Source organism: Streptomyces sp. NBC_01446, assembly GCF_026340095.1.
Classification (GTDB): Bacteria; Actinomycetota; Actinomycetes; order Streptomycetales; family Streptomycetaceae; genus Streptomyces; species Streptomyces aureus.
Map to the genome: position 1 here is coordinate 7,975,364 of NZ_JAPEPO010000001.1, position 12,700 is coordinate 7,988,063.

11 protein-coding genes and 2 pseudogenes are annotated in these 12,700 nt (G+C 69.1%); 8 read left to right on the forward strand and 5 right to left on the reverse strand.

The features are described 5' to 3' along the window. Positions 1–114 precede the first annotated feature (114 nt). The 3 genes from def (at position 115) to OG456_RS36040 (ending at position 2,533) form a co-directional block, all read left to right on the forward strand. On the forward strand, positions 115–777 hold the full coding sequence (gene def, locus OG456_RS36030; protein WP_266568484.1) for a peptide deformylase: 663 nt from the start codon (positions 115–117) through the stop codon (positions 775–777). A 43-nt stretch (positions 778–820) separates the two neighbouring features. Next, the gene (locus OG456_RS36035; RefSeq protein WP_266568486.1) at positions 821–1,633 is read left to right on the forward strand and encodes a HEAT repeat domain-containing protein; all 813 of its coding nucleotides are present in this window, start codon (positions 821–823) and stop codon (positions 1,631–1,633) included. 69 nt (positions 1,634–1,702) lie between these two features. Then, the gene (locus OG456_RS36040) at positions 1,703–2,533 is read left to right on the forward strand and encodes an SDR family NAD(P)-dependent oxidoreductase (RefSeq protein WP_266568488.1); all 831 of its coding nucleotides are present in this window, start codon (positions 1,703–1,705) and stop codon (positions 2,531–2,533) included. Positions 2,534–2,601: 68 nt separating this feature from the next. Here OG456_RS36040 and OG456_RS36045 read toward each other — a convergent pair whose 3' ends face one another. Continuing rightward, positions 2,602–3,480: a glycoside hydrolase family 16 protein gene (locus OG456_RS36045; protein ID WP_266568490.1), complete on the reverse strand. Its 879-nt coding sequence runs from the start codon at positions 3,478–3,480 to the stop codon at positions 2,602–2,604. Between the two features lie 319 nt (positions 3,481–3,799). Next, positions 3,800–4,229 (reverse strand): annotated as a pseudogene (tnpA, locus tag OG456_RS36050) (IS200/IS605 family transposase). Between the two features lie 47 nt (positions 4,230–4,276). Between tnpA and OG456_RS36055 the strand changes: the two are divergent. Beyond that, positions 4,277–4,933: pseudogene (locus OG456_RS36055) on the forward strand (RNA-guided endonuclease TnpB family protein); the annotation flags it as partial. A gap of 31 nt (positions 4,934–4,964) precedes the next feature. Here OG456_RS36055 and OG456_RS36060 read toward each other — a convergent pair. Then, a protein-coding gene (locus OG456_RS36060) for an IS3 family transposase (RefSeq protein ID WP_266568492.1) occupies positions 4,965–6,145 on the reverse strand; the annotation gives its coding sequence in 2 pieces (ribosomal slippage) (positions 4,965–5,878 and positions 5,878–6,145; 1,182 coding nt in all). 43 nt (positions 6,146–6,188) lie between these two features. Between OG456_RS36060 and OG456_RS36065 the strand changes: the two genes are divergently transcribed. Next, on the forward strand, positions 6,189–6,692 hold the full coding sequence (locus OG456_RS36065; RefSeq protein ID WP_266568494.1) for a transposase: 504 nt from the start codon (positions 6,189–6,191) through the stop codon (positions 6,690–6,692). Positions 6,693–6,765: 73 nt separating this feature from the next. Here OG456_RS36065 and OG456_RS36070 read toward each other — a convergent pair whose 3' ends face one another. Further along, positions 6,766–7,968, reverse strand: coding sequence for an acyl-CoA dehydrogenase family protein (locus tag OG456_RS36070; RefSeq protein WP_266568496.1), 1,203 nt, complete (start codon positions 7,966–7,968; stop codon positions 6,766–6,768). A 69-nt stretch (positions 7,969–8,037) separates the two neighbouring features. Further along, entirely contained in the window at positions 8,038–9,621 is a 1,584-nt protein-coding gene (locus OG456_RS36075) for a class I adenylate-forming enzyme family protein (protein WP_266568498.1), read from the reverse strand. Positions 9,622–9,796: 175 nt separating this feature from the next. Here OG456_RS36075 and OG456_RS36080 point away from each other — a divergent pair, with 175 nt between their 5' ends. From OG456_RS36080 to OG456_RS36090, 3 genes are all read left to right on the forward strand, one after another. Beyond that, a complete protein-coding gene (locus OG456_RS36080) occupies positions 9,797–10,393 on the forward strand; it encodes a TetR/AcrR family transcriptional regulator (protein WP_266568500.1) in 597 nt (198 codons plus the stop codon). A gap of 223 nt (positions 10,394–10,616) precedes the next feature. Next, positions 10,617–11,888 (forward strand): SLC13 family permease, encoded by a 1,272-nt coding sequence (locus tag OG456_RS36085; RefSeq protein WP_266568502.1) that lies wholly within the window; start codon positions 10,617–10,619, stop codon positions 11,886–11,888. A gap of 57 nt (positions 11,889–11,945) precedes the next feature. Then, entirely contained in the window at positions 11,946–12,689 is a 744-nt protein-coding gene (locus tag OG456_RS36090; protein WP_266568504.1) for a CaiB/BaiF CoA-transferase family protein, read from the forward strand. Positions 12,690–12,700 lie beyond the last annotated feature (11 nt).

A 12,700-nucleotide genomic window follows, 5' to 3' on the forward strand; every position in this document is an offset into this window, starting at 1 on the left:
TTGCAAAGAGTGCTACTTTGCAAAGCAGTTGGTCAAGTCGGTCAGGTTTGCCGAGTCGGGCCGGGGGATGCGCTCCCGGCCCTCCATCGGCCTGCTCAGGAGGCGTCAACACCCATGTCTTTTCGGCCGAGTGACGGAACGTCACAAGATCTCAGGGTGCGGGTGCAGGGTGTTCCGGTGGACTTCTACCCGGCCCTTCCGCCGGAGGTCGCGCGCGGAACGGTGCGCCGCGTCACCGTCGTGGGGGAGGAGATCCTGCACCGCCGCTGCCGCGAGGTGACACAGTTCGGAACCCCCGAACTGTCGTGCCTGATCGACGACATGTTCGCCACGAACGCTGTCGCGGACGGCGCGGCCATCGCCGCCAACCAGGTCGATGTGGACCAACAGCTGTTCGTGTGGGACATCACGGACGACTGGGGCGTGCGTCATGTCGGGCACATCGCCAACCCCGTCCTCGACGAACTACCCACCGCGCAACGCGTCCTGGCCGAGGAGTCGGAGGGTTGCCTGTCGGTCCCAGGCCCCTACAAGCTCGTACCCCGGCCGGACCACGCAGTCGTCCGGGGTCGCGACAAGGACGGCAATCCGCTGGTGATCGAGGGCCGGGGCTACTTCGCGCGCTGCCTGCAGCATGAGACGGACCACCTCCACGGCCGCACCTATCTGGACCGGCTCGCCCGACGCGAACGCAAGGCGGCGCTACGCGAGATGGAGGACACGAAGGCCGGCGTGTTCGCCCGCCGAGCGGCCCGCGCCGCCGAACTGGGCAAGTGACACACCGGCCGGTCCGCGGATGGCGGCGCCTAGGATCGCGGCCATGGCAATGTTCGTACACCTGACGCCCCAGGCCAACGCGGCGCGCATCAGGCGGGCAGGTATCCGGGCCGCCAGTCGGCACCACGACGGCGGGCGCGGGGTGTTCTGCTTCCCCGTGCTCGCGTCGTACACGCTCACGCACCAGTGGCTGCGGGAGCTGGCACGGCACGGCGGGCCGCGCGGGCTGGTCGCCGTCCAGGTGCGGCTGCCCGACGAAGAGCCGGTCACGGTGGGCCGGTACAACCGCGACGCGCTGGTGACGACGGCAAGTGACGCGGTGCGCCGCGTGGCCGCGATGGACGACCCGCGCGGGTGGGAGGTGTTCGTCCCCCGGGCGGTCGCCAAACGCGAGGTGCAGCGCGTCCGCGCCGTTCGGCAGGTGGCCGGCTGGCGCTACTTCCCCGACGCGCACGGCGTCGTGCCGTGCACGTGCGCGGGCTGCCGGGTGCGAGGCGAATACGGGTCCCGGCGGCTGCGTGAACGCAGGTCGCACCCGCACGACGGCCCGCCGCCCCCGGCGCCGGTCCTGCTGCGACGCGTAGAGGCGGCCGGAGATCCGGGCGACGCCACGGCGCTGTGCGAGGCGCTGCGCTGGTTCGGCCTGCGTCGGCGGGGCCCGGTGGAACGGCTCTCCAGGCTCGCCGACCACCCGGAGCCGGCGGTGCGCGAGGCTCTCGCCGACGCGGTCGCCGGCTGGTCGACGCCCGGGGTCGACGCCCTCCTCGACCGCCTGGTGTCCGACCCGGACCCCGACGTACGGGAGCTGGCGGCGGCCGTCGTCGAACGGCGGGAGGAGAGACCTGCGCATCGATGAGTGGTGGTGGGAACACCAGACGTGGCAACCTCTCCCATCTGTGGCATCGCGCCGTCCAGGATGGGCGTCATGAACCCACGCATCACCTTGATCACCGGAGCGACCCAGGGCCTGGGCCGTGGCATCGCGCTCGACCTCGCCACGCGCGGCGACACCCTCCTGCTGCACGGCCGCGACGCGGGGCGGCTCGAAGCGGTCGCCGCCGATGTGCGGGCGGCCGCACCGGACGCCACGGTCCGCACGTACCTCGCCGACCTCTCGGACCTCGACCAGGTGCGGGCCATGGCGGACCGGATCCGCGACGCCGAACCCCGTCTCGACGCGCTGGTCAACAACGCGGTCGCCGGCGGCGGCGCGGAGCCGCTGCGGCGGGAGGTGAGCGCGCAGGGCCACGAACTGCGTTTCGCCGTCAACCACTTGGCCCCGTACGCCCTGATCCGCGGCCTCCTGCCCCTGCTCAAGGCCTCCGCCCCCGCGCACGTCGTCAACGTCGCATCCATGGGGCAGGAGCGCATCGACTTCGACGAGGTCATGCTGGAGCGGGACTACGAAGGTCTCCGGGCGTACTGCCGCAGCAAGCTCGCCCTGATCATGGCGACGTTCGAGCTGGGCGCGGAACTCGAAGGCACGGGTGTCACGGTCAACGCCCTGCATCCGGCGCATCTCATGGACACGGAAGGAGTGCGCGCGTACGGCCTCGCCCCGGTGACGGGAATCGACGAGGGGGTACGGCCGACGGTGCGGCTGATCACGGACCCGGAGCTCGGGTCCACCACAGGCCGGTACTTCGACCGCTTCACGGACGCGCGCGCCCACGAGCAGGCCTACGACAAGGAGGCGCGTCGGCGCCTGATGGCCCTGACGGACGAGCTGACGGGGTACGGCCCCGCGGCACCGTGAACCAGACGCCGGTGTCCCGGGGCGGCGGGTCCGTAGGACACCGGCCGCCCCGGGACATCACCCCCCGCTTACTGGGTGGTGACGTGGACGTAGTCGACGACGAGCTGCTGGGGGAAGCTCGTGCTGCCGTCGGGGTCGCCCGGCCAGTAGCCGCCGACCGCGAGGTTGAGGATCAGGAAGAAGGGCTTGTTGAACGCCCATTGGTTGCCGCCGACGTCGGCGGGCGTGCGGGTCTGGTAGACGTTCCCGTCGACCGACCACTTGACGGAGTTCGGGGCCCAGTCCACGGCGAAGGTGTGGAATCCGTCCGCGAAGGCCTGTCCGCCGGGCAGCGTGTAGGCCGCCCCGATGCCGCCCGAGCCCGAGTATCCGGGGCCGTGCAGCGTGCCGTGGACCGTTCCGGGTTCGAAGCCGACGTTCTCCATGACGTCGATCTCGCCGCTCGCCGGCCAGCCGACGCTGCCGATGTCGTCCCCGAGCATCCAGAACGCGGGCCACATGCCCTGCCCGCGGGGCACCTTCATCCGGGCCTCGACATGACCGTAGGCCTGGGTGAACTTGCCCGAGGTGTTGAGCCGGGCCGAGGTGTACTCGCAACGCCCGTACCAGCACTGGTAGTTGTTCGGGTTCTCCTTGCGGGCCGTGATGACCAGGTTGCCCTGGCCGTCGAGCGCGGCGTTGCTGTTGCCCGCGGTGTAGTACTGCCGTTCATGGTTGTTGACGTTGTCGCCGGTCTCGATCTGCCACTTGCCGCCGTCGACGGCCGAGCCCGCGGCGCCGTTGAAATCGTCGGTGAACGTGGCCGCGGCGGCGGCGTTCGCGGGACTGTCCATGGGTGCCGGGGCGGCGGACGCGCCGGTGGGCACCGCCGCCAGGCTCGCGGCACAGCAGGCCAGAGAGGCGGCGTACAGGGAGGCGCGGCGGCGCCAGGATGAGCGCACGGTCATCACATCGCTTCACGTGGGGGGTCGCGTGCATGACAAGGCAGTGAACGAAGTATCCGGAAGTGAACGCCGACGGCGGCCACTTGAGGCACTTCCTTCACTTCTTGATTTAAAGGAGTGCCTCTCGTGGCGTCAAGGCATTGGCGTGTACCAAGTGCAGGGAGCGACCCGGCTGGCGCCGTGGCCTGTGGGGCCACTGGGCAGGCTGACGGCCCGGTTCAGCAGGATCTAGCGCGGAACCCCGGGCGTTCACGCTCGGGAGGGAGCGCTTGTCTGGACTGTTCTGACCCGCGGGTTCCCACGGGGGTCCGCAGGGTTGGCCTCAGCCGGGACGCCTCTGGTTCTCGATGTACTCGTTGATGATCGACAGCGGGGCGCCCCCGCACGAGGCGGCAAAGTACGAGGGCGACCAGAAGTGGTCACCCCACAGGTACTTGTGGATATGTCCGGGAAACTCCTGACGGAGCCTGCGGGAGGAGACGCCCTTGAGGGAGCCGACCAGCCGGGACAGGGAGACCTTCGGCCGGGTAGTGCACCAGAAGGTGCACGTGATCCATCTCGCCGTTGAACTCGACCAACTCTGTTTCGAAGTCCGCGCAGACGGCGCGCATGACGTCCTCGCAGCGTCGAAGGATCTCGTCGGTGAACGGTCCGCGCCGATATTTGGGTGTGAAGACCAAGTGGGCGTGGAGGGTGTGGACGACGGTGCGACCCCTACGAATATTGGGGTTTGGCTCCCAGCGTGGTGGCATAGATCGTTACGATCGCTCGGGTGAAGCTCGTGACGCAGGTCAAACTCATGCCGGATGCCGTGCAGGTATCCGCGCTTGAGCGCACCCTGCGCACGGTCAACGAGGCCGCGAACTGGGTGTCCAAGGTGGCGTTCGAGCACGGCGTGCCGCGTGAGTATGAGCTGCGCAGGCACACCTATACCGAACTCAAAGCGCGTGGGCTGGGGGCGCAGGCCGCGCAGCACGTCATCAAGAAGGTGCGCGACTCGTACACGACGCTCAGGGCCAACATCCGTGCCGGGAATCTCGGCAAGGAAAGTTCTCGGCGTCGCCGCAAGGCGGAGTCCAAGCCGATCACGTTTCGGTCCCAGGCTGCGCAGCCGTATGACGACCGGTGTTTGAGCTGGCAGTACGACCAGCAGACCGTGTCCATCTGGACGGTGGAAGGCCGGGTCAAGAACGTCTCATTCGTGTGCTCCCCTGACGCGCTCAAGACGCTCCGGGACCACCGGCAGGGCGAATCCGACCTGATCGAACGTGACGGCGTGTTCTACCTCCTCGCGACGTGTGACGTTCCCGAGGCCGAGCAGTACGAGCCCGACCACTTCATCGGCGTAGACCTGGGAATCGCCAACATCGCCACCACATCCACCGGCCACCAAACGGCCGGGCGCGGCCTGAGCCGCCACCGCAAGGGGCAACTCGACCTGCGCAAGAAACTCCAGGGGCCTTCCCCGTGATCGTGGACACCGGTTGTCATGCGGCGGTGGCCAGCGTAGTTGATCGATGCTCGTAGGTGATCGGGCTGATCTGGCCGAGGCGGGAGTGCCGTCGGCGGGTGTTGTAGCGGGTCGCCCAGCGGAAGACCGCGAGGCGGGCCTCACGCGCCCCGTTCCACCGCTTCCGCCCCTGTAGCGTCTCGCGCTTCATGGTCGCGTTCAGACTCTCCGCGGCGGCGTTGTCCGCACTCGTGCCGACCGCGCCGCGCGATCTGGTCACGCCCAGCTCCGAGCAGACCTGGGCGAACTCCTTCGACACATATTGCGCCCCGTTGTCGCTGTGAAATATCGCCCCGCGCAGACCGTCCCCGCCGCGGGCCCTCGCTGCGGCCCTGAGCGCGTCGGTGACCAGCGAGGTCCGCATGTGGTCGGCGATCGACCAGCCCGCCAGGCGTTTCGAGCACAGGTCCAACACCGTTGCCAGATAAAGAAATTGGCCGTTGCCGATCGGGAGATAGGTGATGTCGCCCACGTACTTGGTGTTCGGCACCTGGGCAGCAAAGTCCCGCTGGAGCAGGTCCGGCACCGGTGTCGCCGACGGCTCGGGAATGGTGGTGCGGACCTTCTTGCGCAGGTGCAGCCCGACGATGTGGAACTTGCGCATGACGCGCTCGACCCGCTTGTGATTGACCGGCCTCCCGGCATCCTTCAGCTCGGCGGTGACGCGCGGAACCCCATAGGTGCCGTCCGATTCCTGATGGATCCGGTTGATGTGCTCGGCGAGCTCGGCATCCGCCCTCGCCCGGCCGGCCCGCGCCGATGCGCCAGCCAGCCACCGGTAGAAGCCGGACCGCGAGACCGCGAGTATCCGGCACAGCCGCTTGACGCCGAAGGCGCCACGGTGATCCTCGACGAACTGGAAGCGGCTGCTCACCAGCTGGTCTCGGCCGCAAAATACTTCGCGGCCCTCCGCAGGATCTCCCGCTCGAGCTCGAGTTCCTTCACCCGCGCCCGCAGCTGCCGGTTCTCCTTCTCCATCGCGGTGGCCTCCACCGCCCCGGGCCGGGCGGCCTGCCCGGCATCCCGCACCCACGTGCGCAGCGTCTCGTGGTTGACGCCCAGGTCCTTGGCCACCGACGCGTATGTCCCACCCGGGCTCGAGTGGTACAGCGCGACGGCATCGGCCCGGAACTCAGGCGAGTACTTCGACGTCCCCAACGGGAACTCCTGTCCTATGGATCATCACGATCCAATGATCAGGGTGTCCACGCTCAAGGGGAAACGCCCCCAGGCCAAGGGCACCAAGTCCGCCAAGCGGCTGTTGAAGAAGCGCAACCGGCGCGAACAGCGCCACGTGAAGAACCAGAACCACATCATCGCCAAGACGATCGTGACCGAGGCTGAACGCACCTCGGCCGGGATCTCCCTGGAGGAACTCAAGGGAATCCGGCAGAGGGTACGGCTCCGCAAGCCCCAACGGGTCGCGCTCCACTCCTGGGCCTTTGCCCAGCTCGCAGATTTCATCGTCTACAAGGCCCGCAGGGCCGGCGTCCCCGTGGTCTTCGTCGATCCCGCCCATACCTCGCAGCGGTGCTGCGAGTGCGGCCACATCGACAAGAAGAACCGGGCAAGCCAGGCCCTGTTCACCTGCCGGAAGTGCGGGGTCGTTGCCCACGCAGACCGGAACGCTTCCCACAACATCGCCCGCAAGGGCGAGGCTGTGTGGACTGCGGGGCGTGAGTCACGCGTCCCTGCCACCCCATAAGGGTGTCCGGACGGAGGAGCCCACCCAGCAGCCAGTTGGGCGCTACCTCCAAACCCGGTCCACTAGGACCGGGTCAAGTTGACCCGAGAAACGCCAGGCCCTTGGCGATGCCGTTCTTCTGGATCTCGGACGTGCCGGTCAGGACGCGGAACATCCGGATCTTGCGGAAGAGGAACTCGACTTCGTTGCCCTGGGTGAGGCCCTCCTTGCCGTGGATCTGCACGGCCTGGTCGAGGATCCGGAACGCGGACTCCGCGACGAAGAGCTTGCACATGAACGCCTCGGTCCGCACCTCACCACCCTTGTCCAGGGCGGCCAGAGCCGCATACGTCATCGAGCGCGCGGCGTAGAACTCCGTCGCCATGTCGGCGACCTTGTGCTGGATGGACTGGAGCGCCAGCAGCGGCTGTCCGCCGGCGGCCTTGCGGTGACGGGTGCGCTCCAGGGTGAGGTCGAGGGCGCGCCGGGTGGCGCCCAGCACGCTCGGGCAGTGCAGCAGCCGATTGGTGGTGACACGGCCCAGTGCGATGCGCATGCCCTCGCCCTCCTCGCCCAGGAGGTTGGCGGCGGGCACGTGGCAGTCCTCCAGGAGGATGTCGCTCTCGATGTGCTCGCCGGACATCGGGGTGGCACCGTCCAGGACCCGGCACCCAGGGCTGTCCAGGTCGACGAGGAACGCGGAGAACGAGGGCTTCGGGTCCTCGTCCCCGCCGGCGTCCGCCATGCGGGCCACCACGATCGCGAAATCGGCGAAGGGGCCGGCCGAGCTGAACACCTTGTGCCCGGTGAGCCGGTAGCCGTCACCGTCCCGTACGGCAGTGGTGCGCATGGAGCGTACGTCGGAACCCGCGTCGGCCTCGGTGAGCGAGAAGCAACAGGCGCGCTCGCCCCGGACCAACGGCAGTAGATACTTGTGGAGTTGATGGTCCGTGGCGTGGCGCAGGATGTCACCGGCACGCAGCGGACCGCCCATGTCACCGAGCACGCAGTGGCCGAGGACGCGGCCACTGGCGCCTATCTCCTCCTTGAGCGCGGCGAGTTGGGTGTACGAGAGGGCCTGACCGCCGAACTCCTCGGGCAGGTGGATCCCGTAGAAGCCGAGTTCGCGGCTGCGCCTCCAGACGGGTTCCAGGTCGGCTCGGGTCAGCCGGGAGGTGTGGGTGATGCCGCGGTCGCGTTCGTAGTCGGCGAGTTCGCCGTCCAGGTAGTCGCGGAGCGCGTCGACGAGGGCCGCGAGGCGCGGTTCGTCGTAGGTGGGGCGCAGGGAGAACGTCATGTGCGGGGGTCCTCGTTCCGAGTTCCGACTTCTGGTTCTGGTGCTGGTTCTGAGGTCCGGCGTTCCGGGTCAGTTCACGCGGCGGGTTGTGCCGGCCCAGAACGGCTCGCGCACCGCCTTGCGGTCGAGCTTGCCGTTGCGGTTGTGGGGGAGTTCGGCGACAAAGTCCACGGAGCGTGGCTTCTTGAGGCGGTCCAGGCGCTGTGCGCAGAACGCGGTGACCTCCTCCGCGCTGAGGGAATGACCGGGGCGCGTGACGACGACGGCCTTGACCCCCTCGCCCCACTTCTCGTCCGGCACGCCCACGACACAGGCCTCCTGAATGGCGGGATGCTCGTAGAGCGCGGCTTCGACTTCGGTGCAGTAGATGTTGAATCCGCCTGAAATGATCATGTCCTTCTTGCGGTCGACGAGGAACAGATAGCCGTCCTCGCGCATCCACGCCAGATCTCCGGTGTGCACCCAGCCGTCGCGGAAGGTCTCGGCGGACAGCTCGGGCTCGTTCCAGTACGCGCGGACGCAGTCGGGTCCGCGCACGATGACCTCGCCCACCTCACGCGGCCCGAGCTCGCGGCCCGCGTCGTCCACGATCCGGATCTCCGTGTCGTACTTGGCTCGCCCGCACGACTGCAGGAGTTCGGGGTCGTCGGCCACGGCGCGGGCCGTCTCCGCGCCGCTCAGCCCGGCGACCACGCTCGTCGTCTCGCCGAGACCGTAGCCCTGCGCGACCACCGGGCCGAAGAGCGCGACGGCATCGCGCAGCCGTTGAGGTGACACCGGCGCGCCGCCTACGCGGACGCTGGTGAGGCAGGAGAGGTCGCGCTCGGCGGCGCCAGGGTGGGCGAGCACCATGTTCAGCATCGCGGGCACGAGGAACGTGGCGGTGATGCGCTCCCTCTCCACGCTGTCCAGGAAGGCCTCGGCGCTCCAGGCGGGAAGAAGGTAAGTCGTCGAACCCCCGAACACCCCCGCGAGCAGCCCCATACCGGTGGCGTGGGTGATGGGACCGCACGCGAGGTAGCGAGTGGTGGGCCCCGGTCGTGACTCGTCGCTCATCAGCTGCTTGCGCATGTTGGCCAGGCGGTTGCCAACGCTCTGGACGGCCGCCTTGAGCGCTCCGGTCGACCCGGACGTGAAGTTGAGGACACACGCGTCGTCCTCGGACACGTCGACGGTGACCGGTTCGGTGCTGCCCTCGGCGAGCAGGTCGCCGTACCGGACGGTCACCGAGGTGTTGGCGGCGGTATCCGTTTCGGGTGTTGGGTCGTCCAGGAGGACCGGTACGCAACCCGTGCCCGCCGCGGCGATCGCCGCCAGCGCGTCCTCGCGGTGCGCGGCGTCGAAGACCAGGACGCGTACGGGCGCGTACCGCAGGATGTGCTCGATCTCGCCGCGGCCGAGCCGGGCGTTGATGGGCGCCCTGGTCAACCCGGCCTTGTAGAGGGCGAATTCGACCTCCACGAGCTCACCCCTGTTCCAGGCGAGCGAGGCGACCGCGTCACCGGGGCGCAGGCCCCGTGCGATGAGGGCGGATGCCAGACGGTTGGTCTCGCTGTCGAGTCGCGAGTAGGTCCAGGTGCGTTCGCCGCAGACGAGGGCCGTGGTGTCAGGCCAGTAGCGGGCGCTGCGGGAGAGATAGGTGCCGAGGTTCATCGACGTACTCCAGAGCCGGAAGATGGACACTCTGATCTTTGTGATCAGTCTGTTCAATAACAGACAGCTTGTTCATTAACGCATTGGCTGTCAAGGCTCTCCTAGACTGGGTCAGACGTGAAGGCGGGCCCGGAGACGGTGAGTCCGGCGACGGCGGAAGACGTGGAAGGCAGCGATGGCTGAGGACAGAAGGACCAGGCGCACGCGGCGCGCCCTGGCGGACGCGTTGGTGGAACTTGTCCTGGAGCGCGGCTTCAGCGCGCTGAGCGTGGAGGACATCACGGAGCGCGCCGACGTCGCCCGCGCCACCTTCTACAGCCACTTCAAGGACAAGGACGCCCTGTTCGCGCGGGTGACCGCCGACCTCCTCGACGGACTCGGCCGGCGCCTGGCCCCGTCTGTCGCCGGGAGCGCGGTGGGCTTCACGGGGAAGCCCCTCCTGGAGATGCTCCGCCACGCGCGCGACGAGCGTGACCTGTACCGGATCGTGCTGCGCGGGGAGGGGGACGGCAAGCCGCTCCAGATGTTCACGGACGTGTGCGCCGCCAACACCGCGCAGGAGTTCCGCGCCCGCGCCGAACGCAACGACGTGAAGCCGCGCATCGATGCGGAGCTGCTCGCCCGCGTCTGGGTCGGGGAGCAGGTCGCCGTGCTGCGGTGGTGGGCCGAGAGCGAGACGCCCCCCGCGCCCGCCGAGGAGGTCGTGCGGATGCTGCTCGACCTCGCACTGCGCGGCCGTTACTGGGCGAGCGGTTTCGACGCGCCCGAGTGACCCCGGCGCCGCACGGCGCACCCCCGCGCGGAGAAGCCCGTCGGCCCCGCCACCTCCCGAGGTGGCGGGGCCGACGGCTGCCCCGGAGGCGGCGTTTCTCCTCTGCTCTTCCCTGTCCCTCCCTCTTGAGTGGCGACGGCACCGTGACTTACATTGCTGATCTCATCGCAAGATACTGAACAACATGTCCGATATCTATGAGCCGCCCACGGGAAGAGCCCGCATGTCCCTGCCAGAGGTGCTGTCCATCGTCCTGCTCGTCTCCGCGTTCGGCCTCGCGATGTGGCGCGACGTCAACGTGGGTCTCGTCGTGCTGCCCGCGGCGTTCGTGATGTCGGCGATCGCCGGCATCCCCAAGGAGGAAGTGCTCGCCGGGTTCCCCGCGGACCTCGTCGTCCTGATCCTCGGCGTGATGTACATGTTCGGCCACGCCCAGCGCAGCGGCGCGATCGACCGGGTCGTCCGTCTCGTGGTCAGGCTGTCGCGAGGCCGTGACTGGTTCCTGCCCTGGGGCATGTTCCTGGTCGCGGCGGTGCTCAGCGCCATCGGGACGCTGCCCAGCGCGACGGTCGCCGTCGTGCTTCCGATGGCGATGCGTATCGCCCGTACCAGAGACGTCGACCCTGTGCTCATGGCCGTGGTGGCGTGCGGCGGAGCCGGTGTCGGAGGGTTCTCGCCGCTGTCGCCGTGGGGCGCGCTCGTCAAGGAGCTCGCCGGGAAGCTCGACGTCACCTACTCGCCCACGGCACTGTTTGCCGGCCTCGCGATCCTCAACCTGCTCCTGGCGCTGATCGCCTTCTGCGCCCTGGGCGGTCTGCGGCTCGTGCGCGCCTCCCGGGTACGCCGGGCTGCCTCGCGGGACAGCGAGGTACCGGTCCTGCGAGGTGCCGCGCCGGCCACCCCGTACGAGACCGGGTCGCTGATCGGCCTGGGCGTGTTCGTGGTCGCCGTCCTGGGATTCGGGGTGCCCGTCAGCTTCGTGGCACTCCTGATCGGCCTCGCGCTCCAACTGGTCTTCCGCCCCGACTCGCGGCGCGTCGTGTCCGAACTCCCCTGGTCGGTCGTCCTGTTGACCAGCGGCATCATGGTGTACGTCGGTGTACTGGAGCGGACGGGAACGCTCAAGGCGATCGCCGAACACCTCGGCGGCATCGACAACACCCTCCTCGCGGTGCTCGCCGTCTCCTACCTCGCCGCAGTCTTCGCGACCGTGGAGTCCTCGACGGTCGCCGTGCTCGGCGTGGTCGTCCCGCTGGCCGCCGCGGTGCTGCCGCATGCCGACTCGGCACGGTTCACCGTGCTGCTGATCGCTGTGTGCGCCACGATCGGCGCCGTGGCGATCAGTCCCCTCCACCTGGGTGGCGGCCTGATCCTCGCCAACACCGAGGAGGCGGACGCACCGCGCGTCTTCCGGCGGCTGATGGCGTGGTCCGTCGGCGCGGCGCTGGTACTGCCCCCGGCTCTTCTCGTCCTACCGCTGGCGACGGGGCTGTGACGCGACGCGGGCACAGCCACCGCGTCACCTGACTTTCACTCAAGGAGTGGACAACCCATGGCAGTTGACCAACCGAACTCCGAAGGCGTCGAGCATGCCGAGACGGCCGAGACGGCCGAGCGCGCCGAAGTCGCCGGCGATGCACACGGCGGACCCCCGGACTGGTCCTTCCTGACCGGCAAGCGCGTGCTCGACCTGTCGCGGCTGCTGCCGGGCCCGTACGCCACCTCGATGCTTGCCGACGTGGGCGCGGACGTCATCAAGATCGAGGAGCCCGACGGCGGGGACCCCGCGCGGTCGGCACCCGCACTGTTCGAGGCACTCAACCGCAACAAGCGCTCCGTCACCCTCGACCTTCGCGACGACACGCACCGGGCCGAGTTCCTGCGCCTCGTCGGCACCGCCGACGCGGTGGTGGAGAGCTTCCGCCCCGGCGTCCTCGACCGGCTCGGCCTCTCCTATCCCGTCCTGCGCGAGGCGAACCTGCGCATCGTCCTGTGCTCCCTCAGCGGATACGGCCAGACGGGACCGTACGCGAACAGGCCCGGCCACGAACTGAACTTCCTCGGCCTGTCCGGGTTCTTCACCGTCCCCGGGCGCATCGACGGGGAGATCACCCGGCCCGGCGTGCGGGTGGGTGACATGGCGGGCGCGATGCAGGCGGCGTTCGCACTGACCGTGGCGCTCGCGGGCGCGGCCGCCACGGGACACGGGCAGCACATCGACGTCTCCCTCGCCGAATCGATCGCCGGCTGGTGCGCCCTGTTCGCGCTGCCCAGGCCGATGCCGGGGATCCGCTGAAGAGCGGGCTC